The sequence below is a fragment of the Paenibacillus sp. FSL R10-2796 genome (genome assembly GCF_037965315.1).
Taxonomy (GTDB): domain Bacteria; phylum Bacillota; class Bacilli; order Paenibacillales; family Paenibacillaceae; genus Paenibacillus_AQ; species Paenibacillus_AQ odorifer.
The window spans coordinates 1597445-1622693 of sequence record NZ_CP150178.1 but is presented as its reverse complement, the minus strand read 5'-3'; the positions used below and the strand labels follow the sequence as shown (position 1 = coordinate 1622693).

Annotated in this window: 19 protein-coding genes, 1 tRNA gene and 1 pseudogene; 7 read left to right on the top strand and 14 right to left on the bottom strand. The window is 43.2% G+C overall.

What is annotated here, in order from left to right:
- Positions 1-307: 307 nt before the first annotated feature.
- The 4 genes and pseudogenes from NST58_RS07505 to NST58_RS07490 form a co-directional block, all read right to left on the bottom strand.
- Positions 308-571, bottom strand: a pseudogene (locus NST58_RS07505) (cation diffusion facilitator family transporter); the annotation flags it as partial.
- A gap of 147 nt (positions 572-718) precedes the next feature.
- Positions 719-792: transfer RNA gene (locus NST58_RS07500), tRNA-Gly, on the bottom strand.
- A gap of 64 nt (positions 793-856) precedes the next feature.
- Positions 857-2983 (bottom strand): EAL domain-containing protein, encoded by a 2127-nt coding sequence (locus NST58_RS07495; RefSeq protein ID WP_076192986.1) that lies wholly within the window; start codon positions 2981-2983, stop codon positions 857-859.
- 244 nt (positions 2984-3227) lie between these two features.
- On the bottom strand, positions 3228-4187 hold the full coding sequence (locus tag NST58_RS07490) for an aldolase catalytic domain-containing protein (protein ID WP_170914180.1): 960 nt from the start codon (positions 4185-4187) through the stop codon (positions 3228-3230).
- A gap of 238 nt (positions 4188-4425) precedes the next feature.
- Between NST58_RS07490 and NST58_RS07485 the strand changes: the two genes are divergently transcribed.
- The 4 genes from NST58_RS07485 to NST58_RS07470 all read left to right on the top strand — a co-directional run bounded on the left by NST58_RS07485 (position 4426) and on the right by NST58_RS07470 (position 7151).
- The gene (locus tag NST58_RS07485) at positions 4426-4668 is read left to right on the top strand and encodes a FeoA family protein (RefSeq protein WP_036680093.1); all 243 of its coding nucleotides are present in this window, start codon (positions 4426-4428) and stop codon (positions 4666-4668) included.
- Entirely contained in the window at positions 4665-6677 is a 2013-nt protein-coding gene (gene feoB / locus NST58_RS07480) for a ferrous iron transport protein B (RefSeq protein WP_076302178.1), read from the top strand. The genes NST58_RS07485 and feoB overlap by 4 nt, the downstream gene beginning before the upstream one ends.
- A gap of 44 nt (positions 6678-6721) precedes the next feature.
- On the top strand, positions 6722-6901 hold the full coding sequence (locus NST58_RS07475) for a FeoB-associated Cys-rich membrane protein (RefSeq protein ID WP_038569228.1): 180 nt from the start codon (positions 6722-6724) through the stop codon (positions 6899-6901).
- Between the two features lie 103 nt (positions 6902-7004).
- Positions 7005-7151: a hypothetical protein gene (locus tag NST58_RS07470; RefSeq protein ID WP_172628785.1), complete on the top strand. Its 147-nt coding sequence runs from the start codon at positions 7005-7007 to the stop codon at positions 7149-7151.
- Positions 7152-7249: 98 nt separating this feature from the next.
- Here NST58_RS07470 and NST58_RS07465 read toward each other — a convergent pair whose 3' ends face one another.
- From NST58_RS07465 to leuB, 5 genes are all read right to left on the bottom strand, one after another.
- A complete protein-coding gene (locus NST58_RS07465; protein WP_339247089.1) occupies positions 7250-8755 on the bottom strand; it encodes a leucyl aminopeptidase in 1506 nt (501 codons plus the stop codon).
- Positions 8756-8862: 107 nt separating this feature from the next.
- Complete coding sequence (locus tag NST58_RS07460; RefSeq protein ID WP_036680098.1) at positions 8863-9966, bottom strand: ATP-binding protein; 1104 nt, start codon at positions 9964-9966, stop codon at positions 8863-8865.
- A gap of 391 nt (positions 9967-10357) precedes the next feature.
- The gene (locus tag NST58_RS07455; RefSeq protein WP_036680100.1) at positions 10358-10765 is read right to left on the bottom strand and encodes a hypothetical protein; all 408 of its coding nucleotides are present in this window, start codon (positions 10763-10765) and stop codon (positions 10358-10360) included.
- Positions 10766-10990: 225 nt separating this feature from the next.
- Positions 10991-11530, bottom strand: a complete 540-nt coding sequence (locus tag NST58_RS07450) for a peroxiredoxin (RefSeq protein WP_036680102.1) — start codon at positions 11528-11530, stop codon at positions 10991-10993.
- Positions 11531-11711: 181 nt separating this feature from the next.
- Positions 11712-12794, bottom strand: a complete 1083-nt coding sequence (gene leuB, locus NST58_RS07445; RefSeq protein ID WP_036680106.1) for a 3-isopropylmalate dehydrogenase — start codon at positions 12792-12794, stop codon at positions 11712-11714.
- Between the two features lie 226 nt (positions 12795-13020).
- Between leuB and NST58_RS07440 the strand changes: the two genes are divergently transcribed.
- Positions 13021-14001 (top strand): aldo/keto reductase, encoded by a 981-nt coding sequence (locus NST58_RS07440; protein WP_339247086.1) that lies wholly within the window; start codon positions 13021-13023, stop codon positions 13999-14001.
- A 76-nt stretch (positions 14002-14077) separates the two neighbouring features.
- On the opposite strand, the gene NST58_RS07435 is transcribed toward NST58_RS07440, so the two are convergent.
- The 4 genes from NST58_RS07435 to NST58_RS07420 form a co-directional block, all read right to left on the bottom strand.
- Positions 14078-15169, bottom strand: coding sequence for a DUF5668 domain-containing protein (locus NST58_RS07435; RefSeq protein WP_248547821.1), 1092 nt, complete (start codon positions 15167-15169; stop codon positions 14078-14080).
- A gap of 17 nt (positions 15170-15186) precedes the next feature.
- Positions 15187-15684, bottom strand: coding sequence for a hypothetical protein (locus tag NST58_RS07430; RefSeq protein ID WP_076125480.1), 498 nt, complete (start codon positions 15682-15684; stop codon positions 15187-15189).
- 75 nt (positions 15685-15759) lie between these two features.
- Entirely contained in the window at positions 15760-16212 is a 453-nt protein-coding gene (locus NST58_RS07425) for a zf-HC2 domain-containing protein (protein WP_038569222.1), read from the bottom strand.
- Positions 16209-16790, bottom strand: coding sequence for an RNA polymerase sigma factor (locus tag NST58_RS07420; protein ID WP_076125482.1), 582 nt, complete (start codon positions 16788-16790; stop codon positions 16209-16211). Before NST58_RS07420 ends, NST58_RS07425 begins: the two co-directional genes overlap by 4 nt.
- Before the next feature lie 103 nt (positions 16791-16893).
- Between NST58_RS07420 and NST58_RS07415 the strand changes: the two genes are divergently transcribed.
- Both NST58_RS07415 and NST58_RS07410 read left to right on the top strand, forming a co-directional pair.
- Positions 16894-19992 (top strand): ATP-binding protein, encoded by a 3099-nt coding sequence (locus NST58_RS07415; protein ID WP_339247082.1) that lies wholly within the window; start codon positions 16894-16896, stop codon positions 19990-19992.
- Positions 19993-20075: 83 nt separating this feature from the next.
- Positions 20076-21221, top strand: a complete 1146-nt coding sequence (locus NST58_RS07410; protein WP_076302180.1) for a response regulator — start codon at positions 20076-20078, stop codon at positions 21219-21221.
- A 67-nt stretch (positions 21222-21288) separates the two neighbouring features.
- Here NST58_RS07410 and NST58_RS07405 read toward each other — a convergent pair whose 3' ends face one another.
- Positions 21289-25095, bottom strand: a complete 3807-nt coding sequence (locus NST58_RS07405) for a collagen binding domain-containing protein (RefSeq protein WP_339247078.1) — start codon at positions 25093-25095, stop codon at positions 21289-21291.
- Positions 25096-25249 lie beyond the last annotated feature (154 nt).

The window sequence follows — 25249 nt, the reverse complement described above, 5'->3', positions numbered from 1 at the left end:
AAACAATTAAAGCCAGGTTCCCTAAATTGGGAGCCTGGCTTTTTAGTATGCGGCCAAACAAAAGAGCATCATTGCTTAGTCCATTTATAAAACCACCATACCATTGCTATCACCATTATTATTAAAAGAAAAATCAGGCTTTTAACTGAGCTACTTATTATTAAAGGTCTTAAATAAGCGATCATTATCCGTCCCCCATATAGAATGAATATAAAAGAGATATAATCACCATATCACTTAATACAAAATATTGAAATAGCAGAGAAACTCTGTGCTTAATCACCATTATTATCCTTCATGTAATATCTCCAGCAACAAAAATAAGCAACGTTTCAATCGTCCCTGAGATATTCTCCACTTTGCCATGACCATAAGGATGAGCTTTATTCGCAGAGCGACTCGACCATCGGACCGAGAAAAAAGCAATCAACGAAGCAACTAAATCTAAGGAGGAGTGGATCGCTTCCGAGATAATTGCTACTGAACCTGTAAGTACTCCGACCATAAGCTTTAAAGAAACGATAAATGTATTACTAAGTACAGATAGGAACGCAATCTTTGCACCATTCAAAAGTTTCACAACCTTTTCTTAAAAGTACGCTATATTAAAGTTTTTCCATTAGGCAAATAGCATAAACAAAAAAATCCCACCAACCATTAATAGGCTGATGGGATATAAAAAAACCCTTGCATCGCAAGGATTTGGAAGTTTGAATTATGGAGCGGGTGATGGGAATCGAACCCACGCTATCAGCTTGGAAGGCTGAAGTTCTACCATTGAACTACACCCGCACTAGAAAGTGAATACAAGAGTTATTGTATCATCTCTACAAGTAAAAATCAACATTTTTTTAGTTTACAGGGAAGCGCCGAGGGGTGCCTTTTTTAAAAATATCGCCTCAAACTCTGCTGGTTGAATAGGTTTGCTGAACAGAAATCCTTGAGCTTCATGACAATGCTGCTCACGCAAAAACTGCAGCTGCTCCTTGTTCTCAACACCCTCAGCTGTAACCTTCAGCTTCAAATGATGCGCCATAGAAGTGATTGTAGAGACTATAGCAGCATTGTTGCTGTCCTCCATAACCTCTGATACGAACGACCTGTCGATTTTCAATCTGTCGATCGGCATGTTCTTTAGATAATGCAGGGAGCTGTAGCCTGTACCAAAATCATCAATACTGATGAAGACACCAAGCTCTTTCAGACGCTTCAGCTGATCAAAGGCTGTTTCTTTATCCAAGGTCATACTCTCAGTAATCTCAAGGTCGACATAACATGGATCTAATCCAATGTCGGTTAAGATGGTATGAATCCTCCCTGCTAGATTAGGCTGAAGGAATTGCCGCATAGATAGGTTGATGGAGACGCAAATCGGCACATAGCCGGCCAGCTGCCATTTTTTATTCTGCAGACAAGCTGTTTTGAGTACCCATTCCCCAATCGGAACAATAAGTCCACTCTCCTCAGCTAACGGGATAAATTCCGCCGGAGAGACCAGACCACGTTTCGGATGATTCCAGCGGAGCAGAGCTTCCATTCCTACGATCTCTTCCGTCTCCAGCAAAACCTTTGGCTGATACACCAGAAAGAATTCATTGCGTTCAAGCGCTCTGCGGAGGTCATTTTCCAGCTTTAGACGTTCCTTTGCTTTCATCTGCATAGCTGGGATATACCGGCGAATCTCCACTCCCTGTTCCTTGGCATTATGTACAGCCGTATCAGCATTCTGAATTAGATGTTCCGCAGTTTCACCGTCACCGGGATAAATACTTAACCCCATACTAAGCGAAATATGGTACTCCCCCGACTCTAAGGCAATTGGTACCTCAAACAATCGATGCAGCTCCGTAGCTCGTACCAAACATTCTCCAAGACTTGCTCTCTCCATCATAAGAAAAGCGAACTCATCCGCCCCCATACTATAAAGCTCTTCAGTAGATTTGGCCTCATTCACAAGCCGCTCAGACACCAGCTTCAATAAATGGTCTCCGGCAAAATGGCCCAGGGAGTCATTTATATTCTTGAAATGATTAATATTCATAATAGCTAACGCTGAGAATTTATCGCTCGTTTTCTTCTCTCCAGCAATAATCATCTCTTCTACACGCTGCGTCAGACGACGTCTATTGGGAAGTCCCGTTAAATCATCATGATAGGCTAAATAATTGATCCGCTCCTCAGCCAACTGCTTTTCGTAAAAAGGTTCTTCAATCGTCAGACGATATACTCCGGTAAGCAGCAAGTAGTAAGCAACTCCGCTACACACCATTCCAAAAAGATCATCTATATTGCCACTACTGAATGGACTCATAAAAAAGGCTTGGCCCAAAGAGAAAAAGATAAGTGCTCGAATAATAATAAGCAGTGAGGCTGACTTTTCACTTTTTTCAGGAAATACAATAACCGCAACACCTGCCAAGTAAACAAAAAGAACTGCTAAATCAGCAATCTGCTTCAATGGATTCATCCAAGGCTTAGTTAATAACTGAGGCAATGCCGAGTGGCTGAAAATAAACAAAACAATGGAAAGCACAATCAACATGAAGGCTATTCTAAACAATTTTCTTTTTTCAGAGACAGACACGGGCTTATCTTCCCTGCTAAAAATAAACAACATTCCTAAACCGCTGATTAGTCGTGAGAGGGTTCGCAGCCACAACGATTCTTCAAAAGTTATGAATGATGAAATCAACGGGACGCCGACAAAACCCAGTGTATGCAAGAAATCAATAATACATATTCCACCAAAAAGAGCAGCGGCATATAATCTTCCTTTAGATAATCTGCTAGAGAAGAATAACCAGCCCTGTGCAAATATTGCAAATCCAAAAGCAACATTACAGCAGCCGACAATGAGATAGAGAGAAGAAATAATATCCCAATCGTCCAATCGGTTAAGCGATGTATGGAAAATTTGAATTAAAAGGAACAGCAAGGCGCCTACAGCAGCTGCTTGAATTGTCTTTTTCTCTTCTTGTCTCATAAGTCCCTCGCGTCTGAAAATAATATCTATTAATTAACATTCAAGTATAGTTATGTCCTATGTATAAATATCGGCGGGATAGGACTTTTAAGTTACATTTCTTTTATGGGCATTCAAATGGAAGGCGCGTTTATAAGTTATATATTCATAAATCTTGCATAAATATAAACCATTTTCTGCTAGCAGGCAACCAAAAAAGCACTTCCCCCTACGAAAGGGTTCAGTGCTTCTAAGAAACTCAAGTTTATTTGTCACCAAAGGTTACTTCTGGTGTTGTAAGCTTATCAAAAAAATCAACGGATTTATCCTTGTCTGCAGATGCACGAAGTGCCATTGCTGAACGTGGATGCTCATCAAGTGTACCTGTGATCATATAAGGAATGATATAGCCCCACTCCTCTTTCTCACGCAAAGGAATCATCAGGCGTTCAATAATATCAAGCACAGGGCGCAAGGAGTAACGTGTATTCTTCAAATGAGTTACTAACAGCTCTGTAGGGCAATTTCCTGCAGCTCGTCCCATTCCATAACAAGAAGCATCCAGTAACTCTACACCATTCTCAGCAGCAATCAACGTGTTGGAGAACGCCAACTGAAGATTATTGTGAGTATGTACGCCTAGACGTTTGTTTGGCAGATGTGTCTTGAACTTCTCAACCAGATAATTCATGTCATTGTGATCCAAGCTGCCGTATGAATCTACAATATATACCACATCAACAACGCTCTCACGGATCATTTCAAAAGCTTCCAACAATTCATTCTCCATAACATTAGACAAAGCCATAATGTTGATCGTTGTCTCATAGCCTAGATCATGGAAAGTTTGTACCAATTGCAAGGCTTTCTCTACATCTTTGCTGTAGCATGCCACACGAATCAAATCCAGCATACTTTCGCTGCGAGGCAAAATATCATTCTCATCCACGCGGCCGATATCAACCAAAGCAGATAGCTTGGTGTGACCTTTTTGCGGAATCACTTTACGCAGGAAATCATCGTCCAGAAAACGCCATGGTCCGGCACCCTCTGCTCCTTTGAGCAATTTTGGTGAATTTTTATAACCGATTTCCATATAATCAACACCAGCTTCATTCAAGCCGGCATATAAGTTTTGTACAAATTCCACACTGAAATCCCAGTTGTTCACTAGGCCCCCATCTCGGATGGTGCAGTCAACAATCTTACATTGATTAGTCTTCATAATTATCTCCCTTCAACTATTGCAATCATTATAACCGCGAATATAGCTTTACTATGCAATTTATATCGTATAATCATACTTTAATGAAGAATAAAATGTAAAGGAATTTCATCTTCTTCTCTTTAATGCTATTACCACATCGTGTCAGCGACAATGATCACAGTAAATAAGCCCTAAAAATGCTACATTACAAGAAAATCATTGAGATTGATTATCAGTCTCTTTTGGAGGGATAAAAATGGCTTCTACCTCTTGCTCATTACTGCGACTACAACCGGGTTCGACCGGATATATTCATAAAATAGAAGGAATCAACCCCATCCTGCGTCGTCGTCTGGCTGATCTTGGAGTGTCCGAGGGTGTGAGCATTCGCCTGAAAGGAAAAGGACCTTTTTTAGGACCTATTACCTTGGAATGCAATGGACAACTGTTCGCCATCCGCCGGAAGGAAGCTTCATTGATTGAGGTGAACGTGTCTTGAGTTCAATAGCACTTGTAGGTAACCCCAATACAGGTAAAACCTCTCTCTTCAATACATTGACCTCCTCATACGAATATGTTGGTAACTGGTCAGGGGTAACGGTAGAAAAGAAGATCGGCAGCCTGAAGAACGGCGCTGGCAAGCTCATTGATTTGCCGGGCATCTATTCCTTGCACCCACTCTCACGTGATGAGGGAGTTGCTGCCCAGTATTTAATAGAAGAATCTCCTGAAGCCTTAATTAATATCGTGGATGCTTCACAGCTGGAACGAAATCTGCTGCTCACGCTTCAATTACTTGAGTATGGCAAACCTACCTTACTCGGACTGAATATGATTGACGTCGCCAATGCACGTGGAATTCGCATCAATCATGAAGTCTTACAATCACGACTGGGTATAACTGTCCTCCCGCTTGTTGCAAGAACGGGAAAAGGCTGCGCACAAGTCCTCAGTATTTTAGAGAAATCCTCTGCGATTCCCGCTGTAAAGTTCAAGTTGAACTATGGTGAGATTGTAGAGCATGCGATATCTTCTATAGAAAAGGAATTACTTCCTATCAAGGACTTACCCAATCACCGCTGGATTTCTCTACAGCTTATGGAGCAGAATCCGGTTATTCTTCATTTTCTAAAGACACGTATGGACACCTCTCGCCTGCTAAACATCTGTGAATCCTGTCAGAGTGAGCTACAGATCAAAAAGCTGGCCCTGACGCTCCCCCAATGGATTCGCTCACAGCGGATGGAATATATTCACTCCATTTGTGAGGTTGTACTTGATACAACAACGCAGAAGCCTCATAACTTAACAGAAAGATTAGATTCCATATTGACGCATCGTTTTCTAGGACTGCCCTTATTTATCTTCTTTATGTATGCTCTCTTTAAGACCACATTTGACTGGGTTGGCGGACCTCTATCAGATCTCCTCGATGGCCTGATCTCCGGACCGATTAGTGATGGAGCCAATTCCCTGCTACAGACGCTTGGAGCATCCAGCTTCACGCATGCCCTGATCGTCGATGGATTAATTAGCGGTGTAGGGGGCGTCCTCGTCTTTGTCCCGCAAATCTTCATTCTCTTCCTGATCATTTCCTTCTTGGAGGATTCAGGATACATGGCTCGGGTTTGCTTATTAATGGACAGCACGATGGAACGTATGGGACTAAACGGAAAAGCATTTATTCCATTCATCATTGGCTTCGGCTGCAATGTACCTGCCATAATGGCGGCGCGCAGCATCGAACAGCCCAAAGACCGAATGCTGACCACCTTGCTAATGCCACTGATGTCCTGTTCTGCGAGACTGCCTGTTTACGCTTTATTCGCAGCAGTATTTTTCCCGGCGCAAGAGGCCGTAGCAGTTCTGTCCATGTATGTGATGGGTATTGTGTTTGCGCTGATTCTTTGTAAGGTATTCTCTAAATATTTATTCAAAAATGAATCCTCAGTTTTCATGATCGAGCTTCCACCTTATCGTATGCCGCAGATCAAGACCTTATCGCGCAGCACTTGGGAAAAGGGCAAGGGGTTCCTGCGAAAAGCTGGAACTATTATTCTTGCAGGCTCAGCAATTATTTGGTTTATGTCTTATGCGGGTCCTGGCGGGTTTGATGTGGACATGGATCACAGCTTCCTGGCTAAGTTTGGAGGTATGATCGCACCGCTACTGGCACCGCTTGGTTTCGGAACATGGCAGGCTGGCTCTACATTGGTTCCGGGCTTTTTGGCAAAAGAGGTCGTAGTCTCTACCATGAATATCATCTATCATGCACCAGATGCTGCTGGTTTAGAAAATCAAATTTCTCAAGTCTTCACACCATTGAGTTCGATCAGCTTTATGGCCTTTATCCTGCTTTATATTCCTTGTTTGGCTACTGTAGGGGTGATCAAAAAAGAAACAGCATCTTGGAAATGGACCTTCTTCTCCATGGGGTATTCTCTCGTTCTGGCGTATATCGTATCTTTAATTATTTTTCAAGGCGGACGGTTATTAGGATGGTCGTAGACTTGTAAATTATAAGATTCTCATGATGAAAGTGGGGTACCATTATGATAAATGTTGTGATTGTCGCCTTAATTTTCGGTTATTCTGGCTGGACCATCTATCGACATGTGCAAAAGGGGAAGCAGGGCGCTTGTGCAGGCTGTGATAAAGGAAAAAGCTGCTCGGCAGCATCGATGGATTCCCCTCTTTCTTGTTGTTCAACACCGGTTAACAACAAGAAGTAAGCTTGTAAAATGAGCAATAAATAGAGATTTATCGTTTAGCCTCCTTAACTAACGGGTATGTTTGTTATAAGCAACTACAGACAATACCAAGGAGGTAATTCCTATGAATACCAAAAAGACATTATTTACAACAGTCGCATTGGGAGCAGTATATTTACTGAAGAATAAGGGAACTCGCGATAAAATTATGAACGGCATTCAATCCTACACTTCCCAATCGAAGGCAAAAAAATCCAGTGGTACTGTTTAAGCTTCTGCTCTTGGATTTCAATAAAGGGGTGTTCCCTAAACCAGACTCTGGTTTAGGGAACACCCCTTGTTGTTTAGAACGGACAGCTCCCCGGATGTTTAGATCTCGCTTTCGCTCAGCAGCCACTGAATGATAGAACGAACCATGACACCTGTTGCTCCCTTAGGATTAACTCCACGTTCTTTAGATACATATGCAGTGCCAGCAATGTCTAGATGAATCCATGGCAAGCCCTCAGCAAACTCACCTACAAATAATCCGCCTGTAGTAGCTCCACCATATCTTCCAGCAGTGTTACGGATATCGGCAACCTCGCTCTTTAGCATCTCACGAAATTCCGGGTATGCCGGAAGCGGCCAGACCTTTTCCCCTGAATAGCTTGAAGCGGCCAGAAATCGCTCCAGAAACGCTTCATCATTAGTCACAGCACCTGTTGCTATATCTCCCAAAGTGGACAACACAGCGCCTGTCAGCGTAGCTACATCGATAATACGTTTCGCTCCCCATTCCCGAGCATAAGTCAGCGCATCTCCCAGGACAATTCTGCCTTCAGCGTCGGTATTCAACACCTCTATCGTTCGTCCGCTCATGGAGGTAATAACATCTCCAGGCTTAAAAGCATTGGCCGATGGCATATTCTCAGCAGATGGAATAACCATAACGACATTCATTCGTGGACGTAAGCGGCCAAGCGCATCCATTACTCCGAGTACAGCCGCTGCCCCTCCCATATCACTAATCAGCTCTTCCATGCCTGGTGCTCTTTTTAAGGAGATCCCGCCGGTGTCAAAGGTAACTCCCTTCCCTACAAGTCCCACTACGTTATCCCAATTCCCTGTCCCCTGATAACGGATGACGATCATTCGTGGAGGGTTTACACTTCCTTTTCCAACTGCGAGCAATCCGCCCATTCCTTTTTGCTCAATTTCCCGTTCATCCAGCACCTCAGAAGGAAAGCCATATCGCTCAGCAACCTCTATAGCGGCCACAGCAAGGTCTGAGGGGGTCAATAGATTACCAGGCATGTTGGTCAAGCTCCGCGCCAAATTCGTGGCCTCACCGAAAGCTAGCCCCTTCTGAATGCCTTGAGTCCAATCCCGCCCGGCAGTACCCTCTAATTTCTCTTTTATAGTGAAAACAACTGCTGTTGGGCCTGTATAAAAAGACTGCACCTGCTTATAGGTAGCCCGACGATAGGAACCAAGCATTAGCCCCTCCGTCAGCGCATAAGCAATAGAAGTCACATCCTTCTCTACGGTAAGCTCCTGTAATTTTTCCGGCACTTCAAATACCAGCTTGAGCGCCTTCAAACGAAGTGCTGCACGGGCTGTCTGAGCCCCCATTTGCCTTAGATCCTCAGTCGTGAGAAGTTGGTCCCCCCTGCCAACCAAAATAACAACAGGACAACCAGATGAATTCTCAGCAGGTAGTACATAAGTCTGATTAAGCTTGCCTTTAAATAAACCTGCCTTTCCCAATAGGCGAATTCTGTCATCCCAGCCCTCGGAAAAGCCTCCATTTTCGACCTCAGACTCAGAAATAATAAAGATAAGGGCATCACCCTGCACATTGTTGGCAACACCACTGTTGTATTCTATATTCATTGTGATTCCCTCCATTTGTTTCCCCAAACCAACACCCATTGTAACATAAGCAAAGGCTGATCTCCGCATCTGTATTATCCGCAGGGATCAGCCTCTTATTACTTATTCTAATGGATTAATGGCAAAGAGATCACAAAATGAGTACCCTCGTTAACTCTGCTGCTAACAGAAATGCATCCGCCATGATTTTTGATGATGCGGTCACTTACGGAAAGACCCAATCCTGTACCATTCTCTTTGGTAGTAAAGAAAGGATTAAATAACCTGTCCAGTGTACGAATATCCATTCCTTTACCGTTGTCAGATATGAACATACGGACCTCAGAGCCTTCTCTGCGGGCACCAACCTCGATTTTCCCCATCGAATCATCTTCTCGATCCGCTACAGCCTCCATTGCATTTCTAATCATATTAAGCACAACTTGCTTCATCTGTTTGACATCGCCAGAAATCACCATGTCCTCTTGAAGAGGATGAAGATTGATCTGGCAGCCCTTCATTAAAGCTTCGCTCTCTGTAAGGAGAACAACCTCCTTGAGCAATGCGGACACGGGTATCATCCCCACCTGCGGAACTGACGGCTTAGAGGAGGACAGAAATTCATGGATAATATCGTTCGCACGATCGATCTCGGCCAATATAATCTTGGCATATTCCTCTTTCCCCAGTTGATGCAAGTATGGATGAAGCAGTTGAATAAATCCCCGGATCGCGGTCAACGGATTCCGGATTTCATGGGCAATAGATGCGGATAATTTGCCTAGCATAGCCAAGCTATCGTTCTGGTAAGCCGTTTGTTCGATTAACTTATAATCCGAGATTTCCTTGACAGTGAACAAATAACAGCCTTTCATTTGCTCTCCGCAGCATAAAGTAACCTTCCAGTAACGGCCATACTCGTCTAGAAACTCATAATTTGATTTTCCTTTGTATACCATCTCTCTGTAGCTCTGCAGTACTTGTTTTTTCTTGGAACGGCTCAGTCGAACATTAGACAGCAGATGGGAAAATGTGCAGCCCACAAGAGAGTGACGGGTAAGCTCAAGCATCCCGTACATTTGCTTATTTACAAAACTTATAACTCCCTCTTCATCAAAAAGCATGATTCCGCTGTCAATATTCTCTAGAACATCCTCGTATGTAGTATCCACAGGTCCAGTTTGATAGGTTCTTCCCGGTAATAGAAGACTTTCTTGATATTGGCTAATCACGATACGAAGTTCCCCCTTTTACTGCATTTGACGAAGACGCTTAAGCGACATCAAATTACTATGTATTTGAGTGTATGACGAAGCCGCCAGAACATTCGGTAATCGTTGCACTTTTTCCAACCGGTTCAATTATATTCCAATCATATCCAAGAGAACTAGACAACGCAATCGGAGAAACTGTCGAATGGTAAAAAAATTCATAAAATGATTCCAAAGACATATGAAACATCACATCAAATTATATTTATCGCTATTTATTCGCCTAAATGATTTAAAAAAATCTAAAAAGGATCACGAAAAACTAAAAAGGATTATAAAAAGCTAAAAAGCCCCCGCGATTGCGGAGGCTTACATGGAAAAATGGGGCATGCCCAAAAAATTAGTAATAAACTTATGCCTTTTGTTGCAGGCGTAGACGGCGCTGACTCATCACAGCTAACCTTTTTTTCAATTCCCGTTCCCACTTGGTATCCTCAATCTGTTTGGCTACAGCTAGCAGGTCAAGCGCCATATCGATCTGATTGCGTACAACGGCTAGAGGATCTTCACTCTCGACGTTAATGACGTTCTCGAATATTGCAGTTTCGTCTTCCATGACATAGTCCTGAAAGTCCACGTCGGTAACACCATCTCCATGTGCATATTCCGCTAAGATCTCATATTCATTCTCGACCTTGTAGTGAACCTCCACACGATGACATACCGGACAAAAAAGCAGGGGAACATTATGGACTTGCGTGCGATAATGTTTTAGGGTCCCCTTTGTTCCTACCATACTCGCTCCACAGCAAAAGCTCATATTTGTTCGCCCTCCTTAGAAATAACCCTTTGATTGTTTATTATTGTATTACATTACCCCAATGGAGATTCCTCCACTCGAGGACATAATATAACTTTTCGCGCCTATTTTCAAATCTATTTAGATATACAAGATCTTTTGGAGCAAAAAACCCCCTTACAGAAAATTTTCTGCAAGGAGGTAGAAATCAGAATATCAAGGATCACTATGATAACGGTCTAAAATTTACAGATTCTTATCTCCCGGCTTCCAGTTCATTGGGCATAAACCACCAGATTGCAAGGCTTGCAGAACACGAAGTGTTTCTTCCACGCTGCGGCCTACATCATTGTGGTTAACGACTTGATATTTCAATTCGCCTTCAGGATCGATTATGAACAAACCACGCAATGCGATACCTTCTTCTTCAATCAGAATGCCATAGTCTTTAGAGACTTGTTTCGTAATATCAGCTGCAAGCGGGAAATTCAAACGACCCAGGCCATTAGAATCCTTAGGGGTATTGATCCAAGCTTTGTGGCTGTGGATCGAATCGATGCTTGCGCCAAGAATCGCTGTATCAAGTGCTTCAAACTGTGCTGCTGCGTCACTGAGAGCTGTGATTTCAGTTGGACATACAAATGTGAAATCAAGCGGATAGAAGAAGAATACAAGCCATTTGCCACGATAATCAGACAAGCTTACTTTACCAAAATCCTTACCATCACCTGATACGGTTTCCATAGTAAAATCGGGAGCCGGTCTACCTACTAAACGTTCCGCCATTGCTAGAATCCTCCCTCTGATTATGTAAGAAAAAGTACCATTTGTATCTCTCAATATACTGAAATATATTGAAATTTGCAGAAATCGATAATATCTTGTCTACTAAACAAATGGTATCATCGCACAAAATCAAAGTCAAGATTAGATCAATTATTTATTTATAATTATTATAAATAGAAGATTAGGCTTTGCGGATTGCTGCAACAATCAGGTCGCCCATTTCAGTTGTACTGATCGCTTTGCTCTTATCCACGGCGATATCACTTGTACGGTGCCCTGCATCCAATACTGCAGCAACTGCAGCTTCGATTGCAGCAGCAGCATCCTCATAACCAAAGGTTAAGCGGAACATAAGGGCCAGCGACAAGATTGTTGCGATCGGGTTCGCAAGCCCTTGTCCGGCAATATCAGGAGCAGAGCCGTGAACGGGCTCGTAGAGACCATAGTTGCCGTCACCCATCGAAGCCGAAGCAAGCATACCGATAGAACCTGTCAGCATAGCAGCCTCGTCGCTCAGGATATCACCAAACATGTTCTCAGTAACGATAACGTCAAAGCTAGATGGACGGCGCAGCAGCTGCATTGCGCAGTTATCAACCAGTACATGCTCTACCTCTACCTCCGGATATTCTGGAGCGATCTTATTCACAACCTCACGCCACAAACGTGAAGTTTCAAGTACATTCGCTTTATCAACACTCGCCAGTTTATTGCGGCGCTTGCCGGCAATTTCAAAAGCTTGGCGGACAATTCGTTCTACTTCCATTACGTTATATACACAGGTATCCACAGCTTCTTCACCATGTTCTCCTTGACGGCGCAATTTATCTCCGAAATAAATCCCGCCAGTCAGTTCGCGAACTACCATAAGATCTGTGCCTTCCAGGACTTCAGGCTTCAAAGTCGAAGCATCCTTAAGACAGTCAAATACGACAGCTGGACGCAGGTTGGAGAACAACCCCAGTGCTTTGCGAATTCCGAGCAGTCCGGTTTCAGGACGAAGCTCCTTTGGATTATTATCCCATTTCGGTCCACCAACAGCACCCAATAACACAGCATCTGCGCTACGACAGATTTCAAGTGTATCTTCCGGCAGCGGAGTGCCCTTCTCGTCTATAGCGATACCGCCAAATAATGCATGCTCTGTTTCAAAGGCATAACCGAATACTTCTTCTGTTACTTTCAATACTTTTTCCGCTTCTGCTACAACTTCTGGTCCAATACCGTCCCCTGCGATAACGGCGATTTTTTTAACTTCACTCATCTCAGTCACTCCTCAAGTTTTCTGCTCTAACAGACATAGTTCTTCTTTATATTGTTGTATCATACCCAGTCGTAAAGGACAAAGATATAGATTCTATTGAACTGATAGGTATAGCCTATAAACAGTGAGAATCAGAACACCACCGTAAATGTTGAGCATATTTGCTCTTAGTTCTGAAGATGTTTACAATTACTATGAAGTCATCTATCAAAGGAGTGAATGCGAAGTGCATTATACAAAGCTTGGCAAATCCGGCATGAAGGTCAGTCGCCTATGTCTAGGAACGATGAATTTTGGCCCACAGACGGATGAAAAAGAAGCCTTCCGCATCATGGACGCTGCACTGGATGCAGGTGTTAATTTTTTTGATACCGCTAACATTTACGGCTGGGGCGAAAATTCTGGCCTGACTGAAACCATTATCGGACGCTGGTTTAAACAAGGCGGCGGGCGGCGGGAAAAGGTTGTACTAGCCACCAAAGTTTATGGAGCCATGAATGATAAGCTTGATGGTCCTAATGATGAAGAAGGATTATCCTCATATATCATTCGCCGCCATCTTGAAGGGTCCCTGCAGCGTCTTCAGACCGATCATATTGAATTGTACCAGATGCATCATATAGACCGCAGTACGTCCTGGGAAGAGCTCTGGGGGGCTTTCGAGCTGGCTGTGAGTCAAGGCAAGATTGGTTATGCCGGTTCCAGTAACTTTGCAGGCTGGGATATCGCCATAGCACAACAAGAAGCAAAGGCTCGTGGTTTTCTTGGACTAGTCTCAGAGCAGCATAAATACAGTCTGACCTGTCGGCTTCCTGAACTTGAAGTTTTGCCAGCCGCTCGCCATCTGGGGCTAGGTATTATTCCTTGGAGTCCACTCGATGGAGGTCTTCTCGGAAGAAATGCACTCAAAAAAATAGAGGGCAGCCGAAGTGGCGGAAATGCAGATCGTGTAGAGCAGCACAAGAGCCAGCTTGAGGCTTTTTCCAGCTTATGTATGGAGCTGGGAGAACCACAGGATAATGTCGCTCTTGCTTGGCTACTGGCTAATCCTGCTGTAACAGCTCCTATTATCGGCCCCCGCACACTGGAGCAATTTGAGAGTGCGCTGCGCAGTCTTGAGATTGTACTAGATGAAGCTGTGCTTAAACGACTAGATGAAATATTCCCTGGACCCGGCGGTGAAGCCCCTAAAGCCTATGCTTGGTAGGTAAGTTCTATCACAAAAGGAGCTGAGGCCTCAGCAGAATCCATTCGCTGAAGCCTCAGCTCCCTTTTACTCATACTTATTCAGCTGTGTCCACGGTCACACTTCCATTACTCGTGCTTAAATCCACAGTATACGTGGCTTTACCAAGCACAGCGGTACCATAGCTATCGCCGTCCCGATCCCAGGGTACATTCCCCTTCAGCGAGCCATTGCTTGTATCTGCAATAATCTTCGCATCCGACACGGCCGGCAAGCCCACTATAATCTTTCCGTTACTGGATGTACATTTCCAGTTTCCCGTCACTGCTGAGTTTATAGTAATTTTGCCGTTGCTGCTCTTGGCTGACAACGCCCCATCAATGTTATCCAATACTATGGCTCCATTAGAGCTCACAAGTTCAACTTCACCTTGGATATTCTGTACGGATAGTGACCCATTGCTGGTATGCGCATCCACTTCGCCGACAATATCATGAATATTTAATGCACCATTACTTGTCTCAACCTCTATACCTGACTTAAGATTCCAGGCTTCTATAGAGCCATCACTTGTCTCAACCTCAACAGCAAGGTTATTGGGTGCACTTATATTTAAATAAGGACTTTTGGTATTGAATCCAAACTGAATGTTAGAGAACCAATTATGATCGGTATCGAGCTCCATAATCAGTGTATCTCCTTCAGTACTAACCTTCCATTTCTTTTCTAATGCACTTTCAGCATCACTTTGCGATTTTCCAGGCAGCAGTAAACTTCCCTCATAATCCAAAGAGCCTCCAGCTACACCCTCAACCTTTACTTTTCCACTTGGAAGTACGATTTTGAGCGTCGTAATATTCTCTTTCACTTCCACATTCCCACTAAGCGGAGTTAGATGTGTATTACCGATCAGATTGCTGAGTGAACCTCCGGCCATTACTGTCTGAGCACCACTTGCTCCGATCAGCACAATAATTAACAGGATGGCCCAGCCGCTTACACGGCTTTTGACATCGGATTTGATAAAAAGTCTAATCAACATCTCAAGTCCGAATAAGACCAACAACGCCGGCCATAAAAAACCAAGCACCTCATAGCTGATCATATCATACTGAGCCATCACGATAATGACACCAAGGGCAATGCAGCCCAAGGCTGCTGTGAAACTTCCTATTTTCCATCTCCCCATAGTTAAATCCCCGTTTCTTATGCTCTCGTATTGTTCCTTAACATCTTCAGTCCGTACGCAATCAGACCCACTGATAATAAGATCGTGCCGATGTTGATCTCAGTCAGCATATCCCAAAGGGTAGGGAAAGCTGTGATTACCAACATAAGGAACCCAGCAACAACACAGCCGATTCCCACCCAAGCTGGATTGATCTCTTCATGTGGATATCCAGGCATAGAGGACATACCCATGGTCCAAGGGGCTCCGAAGCTGTCTGGATGAAACATCATTCGTTCGTGTTCAGCAGCAGTTATTTTCATCCAAGCCGCCTTCTGCAGGGCATCAAACAACTGATAAAACCACAGCGCCGCCAGGGCAAACGGGAAGATCAAGGGCTCGGACGGAATAAACATTATACATAAGGAGGCCCCGATCATAAACTGTAAACCCTGCTTTTTAAAGCCTAAGTACAAATGACCTACTCCAGGTATCATAGCCAGCATAAAAGTGAGCCAACGTCTCTTCTTAATCATAATACATCCTCCTAAAATTTGGGTAGCAAAACTTTAGCCAATTTAAACATCTATTGATGATCAATTATTTTATTACTATCTCCCAAAGCCACCAAACCACTGGGTTACTGAATTCGACATATGGCCGTTTATTTCGGTAATGCCATAGGCCAAATTCTCAAATACCCCAAACTGCAACAATAACAAACTGAGGCAAGCAGCCACTCCATAATGAATCCATGAGGTTTTTGGGGCAGAACGACGTCTTACATTGGTTGCCTTAGTCGCTCGTGATCTGCGCCCTGTTTCGAGCTGCTCAATATGTGTCATAACATCTGCTGCGAGATCCGGGAAGTCCATCTGCGCCTGCAACTGTTCTCTGTCAGCATCCATTTCCGACCACAGCTCCGACATTGCTTTGGCTTCCTCCAGCCACTCTGCGCAATCAGGACATGACTCTATGTGCAATCGGATACTCAGCTCCATCTCTGGAGACAGTAGGCCGTCTATATAATGTGGCATCCATTCCTTCACTATTGCACAATTCATCGCCATTCCTCCCTTTGTTTACGCATCATCTGTCTGGCTCGATAAAGCTGCGATTCGATTGTTTTCACGGAAACTCCCTTTTGCTCTGCAATCTCTTGATAGGAATTGCGCTGAAAATAGTACAGCTGGACGACCGACCGGTACGGTTCCGCCAGACTGTTCACATTCTCTCCTAATTCAGCTGATGTTTCCTGCTCAAGTACCTCATGCTCCGGAGTTTGAGACGTTACCCAATCATTTTCTGTGTAATCAGCTGCACTTCGGTACTTCCACTCCCTATCGTTGGCCCGTTTCCAGTCCAGACAGGTTCGGTAGGCAATCCGATACAGCCATGTCGAGAAGGAGGATTGTCCTCTGAAAGAGGGGAGCGCTTTATATGCTTTTATAAAAACCTCCTGGGCCATATCTTTGGCCGATTCGGCTTCTCCTGTGATTTTGACACATACTCTGTATACCATGCCTTGGTAACGTGTCACCAAATGCCCAAAGGCTTGATGTTGACCGTTCAGCACAGCAGCAATCCATTCTGCCTCTTCCAGCTTTCTCCCCTCCTTCACCTTCATAACGTTAGACGCCAACCAATCGTTCTCCCCTGCAACCTATACATAAATTTTTTTGGTTTTTTTGAAATAGGCTGAAGAGAGGAATATATAGTTTGTTGTCGAATAATGTTTAACTACTATGACTAAAAGAAAACTCTTCTTAATTATCGCATTGTTTCTTATTATACTCACTGGATTCCGTATCCTATGGGTAAAGATTTCTCCGCACACCACACAACCACCACTGATCAATGGTGTGTTGGATTTACGGGATAAACAATGGAATCAGGACAAACTCCTTATTTTAAATGGGCAGTGGGAGTTCTATCCGGGTATGCTGCTTCCTTCATTCAACGAACAATCTGTAACTGCTGCTCCTGCAAAATATATACAAGTCCCGGGGAACTGGAAAGATGCCCTTAGCGATAGCGATAAATCTGCTTATGGCTACGGCTCCTATCGGCTACGTGTCCTAACAGATAATCATAAGAAGCAATCCTATAGTCTTCTAATTTCCGGAGCTCGGTCCTCTTCAGAAGTGTATATCAACGGTGAACGGCTGGACAGCTCTGGCACTCCTGCTGAGAGTAAAGAACACTATATTCCGTACATACTGCCTTATTCAGTATCCTTTACAACCGATAAAAGTGAACTTGAAATTGTGATCCATGTAGCCAACTATTCCTTTTCCCAAACGGGAGGAATTTCTAAAACGATTGTATTTGGCAGCGAAAAAGCTTTAACACAGGAAAGACTGCTCTCTATTAGCCTACAGTTGCTATTATGTGTTGTTCTAATACTGCACGCTGTATATGCTGTTATTTTATATATAATTGGGCTGCGGCAAAAGATGTTGATCTATTTTTTTCTACTGGTAATATCCGCTATAACTACCGTACTCATAGATGATGACAGGCTTCTATTGCACGTATTTCCCTTGAACTATCAATGGAATTTCAAACTATTTTACATCTCTTATATTGCTGTATTTATTTTTATCCTGCAGACAAGCAAACATCTTTTGTTCACGGATTTAAAAATAAAAAGTATTCGTATCCTAACCATCCTGTCCGTAGTAGACATCCTGTTCATATTATTTGGACCCGTTGTTCACTATTATGAATTTCACACACTGATTTTCGGCATAAATTTATTAGTTTTAGCATTAGGTGTCGTAATTCTTTTTCTGAGATCTATTGTTAAAAATTACGAAGGCTCTATTTTCCTGTTGTTATCTATGTTTGCCATCGTTAACAGCACACTTTGGGGAATGTTCAAGAATTATAACTGGGTTAACGTTACCTATTATCCTTTTGATCTAATTATCGCCTTTTTGTGCTTTGCGACTTTTGGATTTAAGCGATATCACTGGAATACTAAGGAGACAGAAAAACTGGCGCACAGCCTGCAGAGAAGTGTTACACAAAAGGATGCTTTTTTGGCTAACACCTCACATGAATTAAAAAATCCGCTGTACAGTATCATTAACATTGCCGAAACTGTCCTGGGCAGCGAGCGTGACACTGTAACGCATCAAAATGCTGAGAATTTAAAACTGCTCATTACCGTTGGAAGACGTATGTCTCTTCTGGTAGACGATCTGCTGGATCAATCCCAGCTCCGTGAAAGCAATATACAATTGCAGCTCAGAGAACTTAAGATCCAATCCTTCGCAGTGGGTGTGCTTGATATGTTCAAATTCTTAACGGAAGGGAAATCTTTATCCTTAGTCTCAGAAATACCAGATTCATTCCCTTCTATTGTGGCTGATGAAAAAAGACTCATTCAGATCTTGTTCAATCTGCTTCAAAATGCTGTTAAATATACGACTGTAGGCACGATAAGAATCCATGCAGATATTCATAAAAAATCGGCGCAGATTCATATTACGGATACGGGTCTTGGCATGAACGAGGAGACGTTGCTCAGAGCTTTCCAGCCCTATGAACAGGGCGATTCCAGCATGAACGAAGTTAGCGGTGGCATCGGGCTTGGATTAAGCACCAGCAAGCAGTTAGTTGAACTTCACGGCGGGAAAATAAGTGTAGTCTCCACACTTGGAGAAGGTACTACCTTTACATTCACAATGCCATTATACGATTCAACCAGCCGGGTATTGAGTTCAGAACTGCCCTCTATGACTGAATTCTCAGACACGCCATCTATGATCACTTTATCCAAATTAACCGCACCGGGTATCGTTTCATCAGCCCATGGAAGGAGACCAAAGCTTCTGGCTGTAGATGATGATCCGGTTAATCTAAAAATACTTACCAACGTACTTTCCATCAAGGACTATGAAATCGTTACGGTGACCAGCGGAAACGATGCTTTACTATTGCTGGATACCGTTCAGTGGGATTTAATTATTACAGATGTAATGATGCCACAAATGTCCGGGTATGAGCTGGCGCATAGAATTCGTGAACGTTACACCATTGCTGAGCTTCCCATTCTGCTTCTGACGGCACGAGGCCAAGCGGAAGATATTTATACCGGTTTTATTTCAGGTGCAAATGACTATGTAATGAAGCCTATGAATGCAATAGAGCTGAAGGCCCGTGTACGCTCCTTAACAGATCTAAAACAGTCCGTAAACGAACGGCTTCGTGTGGAAGCTGCCTATCTTCAAGCGCAAATACAACCACATTTCTTGTTCAACACATTAAATTCAATATCCGCGCTGGCTTCTTTTGATATTAATAGAATGAGTCACCTTGTGGATGCCTTCAGCTCTTATTTGCGTTTAAGCTTCAATTTCCTGAATGCTGAGCCTATGATACCGATTGAACGAGAGCTTGAGCTTGTTCATGCCTACCTCTACATAGAAAAGGAGCGCTTTGAAGATAGGATGACCATTCTTTGGGATTATGAGGAAAGCTTGCATTTTCAGCTGCCGCCCCTGACTATACAGCCACTGGTTGAAAATGCTGTCCGGCACGGTATTTTGAGTCGCTCCCAAGGAGGAACGGTGTCCATAACCATCAAGGAACAAGCTGGCGATATTGAAATCACGATATCAGACAATGGCCAAGGCATGAAAAACGAACAACTCCAGCAGTTGCTCAGCAATCCGTCTAATGATGCAAGAGGAATCGGATTTTTAAATACACATAAACGGCTGTTGCGGGTCTACGGAAAAGGGCTGCAGATTAAAAGCTCCGAAGGGAAAGGAACTTCTGTGAGTTTTATTATTCCTTCTGACAAAAAAAATCCGCTTCGAAAACTTTCTGATTAACAGACAAACTATTGTGAACCGAAATATCAAGTAAGGATTCGACGTATTTTGGCTAAAATACTATATCTGAGTGGTGATTAATAATGATTCAGGCAATATTAGTTGACGATGAACGGCTTGCCCTTGTGAAATTAGAGTTTATGTTAAAAAAAATACCATCTTTACATATAGCCGCTTCCTATACGGACCCCTCACAGGCCATTCAAGAGGCTCCGTCTTATCATCCTGACGTTATTTTTATTGATATTGAAATGCCTGAAATTAATGGTCTTCAAGCTGCGGAGATGCTCCAAGAGGCCTGTCCAAATGCAAATATTATCTTCGTTACCGCGTATAACCATTATGCTGTGGAGGCTTTTGAGATCAATGCGCTCGATTATATTTTGAAGCCTGTGCGAAATGACCGACTATTGAAAGCTGTCCAGCGGTTAGAAGAAAGATTGTCACTTGCACCAAAACTCATAATTGCAAAAGAAGAGGTAACCATTCGTTGTCTTCAATCGCTTCGTTTTGAACGAGGCGGACAATCTCTGAATAATCTGCGTTGGAGAACCTCTAAGGCCCAAGAGTTATTTGCCTTTTTGCTCCATAATCGCAACCGCTTCGTAAGTAAAGACATGCTGATTGAACTGCTGTGGCCAGACTTCAATCTGAAAAAGGCCTCTACCCATCTCTATACAACAATTTATCAAGTCCGGCAATGCTTAAAGCAGAATGAAGTCGACCTGCATATCAGCAACCTTAGCGGGGGGGAAGGCTATACCCTTGAAACCGGATCAATGTTGATTGATGTAGATAAGTGGGAACAGGGTATCCTGGCTCTGGAAACCATCAGTGAAGTTAATTGTGCGGAGCATCAAGTTTTATTCGAGCTTTATTCTGGAGATTACTATGACGATTATGATTATTTATGGGCTGAAAGTGAGCGGCAACGTCTTCGTACCATTTGGTTGCACCATGCAATGGGCATAGCCCAATTTTATATAGAAAGCAACAGAATTGCCGAGGCCGTTACTGTCTATCAACGAGTAGTGCAGTTACAGCCTTATTTTGAACAAGGGCATTTAGGATTAATGAAGGTCTACGACAGCATTGGAGAACGTTCCGCTGTGGAAGAGCAATACAAGCTGCTAAAGGGTTTATTCCATCAGGAGCTTAACATTAATCTTCCAGCCAGCGTTGAGCACTGGTACGAGCAATGGGAACAGCTTAACCATAGAGTGCGATGAGCTAAATACCCTATCAAGACATAATAAAGACACCCGGATAAAACCGGGTGTCTTTATTATTACCTTCCTAGTTATTACGTTTGAATCGTCTTGTTAATACAAACCCTAAAAGCACCAGACTTCCACCAGCCAAGTAGATCGGAAACGCGCTGTCTTCTCCTGTTTTCGGAAGCTGAGTCGGTTTATTGCTGTTATTTCCCGGCTCAGTAACTGTACCCTTTGGTACTTCCTCCACATCAATCTCTATGAGGATTTCTTCTTCATTTCCATTCTCATCTGTAACAATAATGGTGAACTTATCTTTACCAATATAGCCCGGATCAGGTGTGTAGACCCATTTGCCATCCTTAGTAATAGTCACTTTACCATGTCCCGGCTCATCTCCCAAGCTTGGCACTCCCCCAAGTGGAATTTCACCTTCAATAGGAACATCTTCATTGGTAATCTCTTTCTGCACAGGTGGGGTTACCTGCGGAACAACAGGCGTACTAGTTGCCACAGGCTGGCTTGGAGTAGCTGTTGGCGTAACCGTTGGCGTTGCCGTCGACACTGGCGTTACCATCGGTGTTGGCGAAGGTGTTGCCACCACAACTGGTGTTGCTGTTGGTGTAGAAGTAACGACTACTTCCGGTGTCGGTGATGGTGTCCAGATAGGACCTGTCGGTTCCTCTGGCGTCGACGTTGGTGTTGCTGTTGGCGTCGACGTTGGTGTTGCTGTCGGCGTCGACGTTGGTGTTGCTGTCGGCGTCGACGTTGGTGTTGCTGTCGGCGTCGACGTTGGTGTTGCTGTCGGTGTCGACGTTGGTGTTGCTGTTGGCGCTGGCGTTGGTGTTACCGTTGGTGCGGGCGTTACAGTCGGTATAGGCGTTGCTGTTGGTGTCGGAACTTTGTTTTTTACCTCAAGGCTTATCCCTGTCGTCGAAGAAATAGTCACTTCATGTGGTGTTTGATCAAGAACATAACCAGCAGGCGCTGTTTTCTCAATTAATATATATTTCCCACCTGTTAGTTTGGTAAATTCAAGTATCCCGTTTGTATCCGTAGTGCCTTCCTTAATCCAGATCTTATCGGCATCAACTACCCGATACAGATCAAAAACGGCCCCACTTAACACCTTACTCGTATTCCCGTCTTCTACTTTGGTAATCGTCAACGGTCCTCTTACGCCGCTTCCTGTGCCGGAGCCGCTAGAGAGCTTAACGATAATTTCCTCGGTGCTTACACCTGGAACTACCTTGATGTTTTTACCATCGAAACTAACCTTATTGGTTACCTTATCATTGTTTTGTGCTGTGATCAGGGAGTCATATTTCAAAATATAAGCTTCGGAAATATCCTTCAGGAAACTAAGCTTAAAGCTTTCTTTTCCGTCATTATCCGTAGTGATTTCCAGCTTATAATCTGTACCACTCACCAATTCTTGGTTGGTCGATGTTACATCCCCATTGCTTGCAACTTTCGTTTTGTAGACATGGAATGTATTGGACAGCAGGATTTGATTGTCGCTTGGAATATCCGTAATTACCGCTTCTTTTACAAAAGATTGGTTACGGTTGATGTAAACCGTCCAATGTATTTTATTTCCATCCTGCGCACCTTCTTTGTTAACGTATTCCCCGCCCTGAGGGATATTAACAGAAGCTTGCAGTTTAGCGGACTCTACTTTCGCACCGTCATATAACGTAGCTGTATTTTTAATTTCATTTGAATCAATCGCTTGATCCGCGAACGTTGTTTTGAAAGTGACGTAGAACGCATAATTAATCGTTTTATTAAATGTCACCTTCAGCTCACTGCCATCCAGCTCCACTTTATAGTCCGCGGAATTCACACTAGCTTGAGGAGAAGGATTTCCATCCTTTCCATACTCCCATTTATTCACTTTCACAGAATCCATATTTACAACTTGGCCAGCTGAAATGGTATCAACCAGTTGAGCTTGGTTTAACGTTTTCTGATTATAATTAGCCCCAATGTTCCAAGTGATTTCCTTAGTTACAGCATTGTAGGAACCACTCTTCTTCCCATTGTTTTTAACCTCATCTCTTGGATTAAAGGTTACGGTCGCTTCTTTATGCTTAGACTCCTGCACCCCATTAACCGTTTCTTTCCAATCGAGTGCACCTGTATTAGTGAATTGAGTTTTGCCCGGAGCCAGCCAATCATAGTTAAAGCTTGTTGTATAAGTAATTGTGTAAGGCTCATTTATCGGCGCATTAAAAGTAATCACAAATCCATCGTTTACTGCAGCCGGATCATGCGCATTGTAAACAACACTATGGACGGTAGCAGTTCCGCCTTTAGTTGGTTGAACCTTTAATGTACCCGGAACAAGCTTTAATCCGGCATTGCCAAAAGTGTCCGTCACCACTAAATTTTCCATAGTCTTGCTGTCGTCGTTAATTTGGATAGTCCAATCAAGGGTCTTAGTCGCATAATTAACGTTGCTATAATATTTATGGAGAATTTGCTGCTTGATATCACTGTAACCCGTTTCTGTTTTTCCATCATAAGTAACTTTGTTCGTAATCTTGCCATCATCAAATACTCTGCCATTTGCCTTTGTCTGATATTCAATACGGTAGGCAGAATTTATATCATTGTTAAATTTCAGATCAAAACCATTTAATCCCGTTGCAGTTGTTGGAGTTATTGTATATTCGCTTGAAGCGATTTCCGCGCTTTTAACCCCGTTGCCATTACTGTCGATCGTTACAGGATAAACTTTAACCGAGCTGAGAATTAGATCTTGGGTGTTATTGAATGTATCCTTCAAAATAGCATTTGCCGCTAAAATTGTTTTTTCATTGTAATTGAAATTAACAGCCCAGGAAATCACCTGATTCGCTGCATCGTAATTGATGGACTCTTTCGATAGTGGTTTGCCACGTCCTACTGTAACTGTAGTGCTAGCCTTTTTAGAAAATCCGTTATCTCCTGTTAAGACTGCCTCATTCAAAAAGGTTTTCGCATCTACACCAGTACCAGTAATATCCGTAGAGAAGCCAATCCGGTAAGCCTTAGTAAGCGGGTTATCCGCAAATTTCAGCTTTAACTCTCCCAAAGTGGATCCTGTCACATCATACTTGCTGCTGTCCACTAGATTGCCAAGACTCACAGTCCCATCGACCTTCACATCAAGTTCATAAACAGCAATAGATACCGTATTCAGTGATAATCCCGCAGGAAGTGTGTCGGTGACAACTGCATTTTTTACGCTTTCCAGTGCCTTATTCACATCAACCGTCCAAGCGATGCTTGTTGGGTTATAATACTGCGGCTTAGGCGAACCGTCTTTTTCTATAGTAGAGCTAACCTTCGGCTTAAAATTAAGCTCAATAGTCTGAGTACCGCCTTGTATCGGGAAAATCAGGGTTTGCTTCGTGGAGCCTGTAATTTTCTTGGAGCTCAAAAGCGACCTTACGGAGAAAGTCCCTCCCACTTTATCGTGAGTTTCGATATAAGCATTAAATGTAAATACAACGCGGTTAGTATTTTTGTCGACGGTATAAGTCCCTACAGGCTCATCGTCAAAAATAAGATCACCATTCAGATCGTTATAAAGTTCAAACTGTGTTGGAAGATCAAAGGTATAGGTGGACCCATCCTTATATCCATGCCCATCTGGAAGTGACCATGTATAGTTCAATTCCGAATAGGAATCAAGTTCATATACGCTTTCTGTAACCGTATTTGTGTATTTATCATCAGTGTATACAGCAAGCGTAACACTAGTAATGAGGTCATCTCCAATTACAGTACCGTTGCCACTCGCATATGCCTGCGAATTGACTCCAAAGCCAAAGCTGTAAGCCCATTGCGTCACAAGCAAGAATACTACGAGCAATGCGCTAATTTTCTTTTTTGATAACATTATTAAAAATGCCTCCTTTATCACTCCGTTTATCGTGCTTTTCCTAAGCTTTATCCTTTGAATCCCGTACTCTACTCCCCCGCATTAACCTCCTTGACTCTTTCTCATGATATAAATTTGCAACCTAACAACTATTGTAAATAGTCCATCTATA

Coding starts and splice junctions, on each gene's coding strand:
- NST58_RS07495 (WP_076192986.1), bottom strand. CDS start 2,983: ATGAGACAAGAAGAGAAAAAGACAATTCAAGCAGCTGCTGTAGGCGCC.
- NST58_RS07490 (WP_170914180.1), bottom strand. CDS start 4,187: ATGAAGACTAATCAATGTAAGATTGTTGACTGCACCATCCGAGATGGG.
- NST58_RS07485 (WP_036680093.1), top strand. CDS start 4,426: ATGGCTTCTACCTCTTGCTCATTACTGCGACTACAACCGGGTTCGACC.
- NST58_RS07475 (WP_038569228.1), top strand. CDS start 6,722: ATGATAAATGTTGTGATTGTCGCCTTAATTTTCGGTTATTCTGGCTGG.
- NST58_RS07470 (WP_172628785.1), top strand. CDS start 7,005: ATGAATACCAAAAAGACATTATTTACAACAGTCGCATTGGGAGCAGTA.
- NST58_RS07465 (WP_339247089.1), bottom strand. CDS start 8,755: ATGAATATAGAATACAACAGTGGTGTTGCCAACAATGTGCAGGGTGAT.
- NST58_RS07455 (WP_036680100.1), bottom strand. CDS start 10,765: ATGAGCTTTTGCTGTGGAGCGAGTATGGTAGGAACAAAGGGGACCCTA.
- NST58_RS07450 (WP_036680102.1), bottom strand. CDS start 11,530: ATGGCGGAACGTTTAGTAGGTAGACCGGCTCCCGATTTTACTATGGAA.
- leuB (WP_036680106.1), bottom strand. CDS start 12,794: ATGAGTGAAGTTAAAAAAATCGCCGTTATCGCAGGGGACGGTATTGGA.
- NST58_RS07435 (WP_248547821.1), bottom strand. CDS start 15,169: ATGGGGAGATGGAAAATAGGAAGTTTCACAGCAGCCTTGGGCTGCATT.
- NST58_RS07430 (WP_076125480.1), bottom strand. CDS start 15,684: ATGATTAAGAAGAGACGTTGGCTCACTTTTATGCTGGCTATGATACCT.
- NST58_RS07425 (WP_038569222.1), bottom strand. CDS start 16,212: ATGAATTGTGCAATAGTGAAGGAATGGATGCCACATTATATAGACGGC.
- NST58_RS07415 (WP_339247082.1), top strand. CDS start 16,894: ATGACTAAAAGAAAACTCTTCTTAATTATCGCATTGTTTCTTATTATA.
- NST58_RS07410 (WP_076302180.1), top strand. CDS start 20,076: ATGATTCAGGCAATATTAGTTGACGATGAACGGCTTGCCCTTGTGAAA.
- NST58_RS07405 (WP_339247078.1), bottom strand. CDS start 25,095: ATGTTATCAAAAAAGAAAATTAGCGCATTGCTCGTAGTATTCTTGCTT.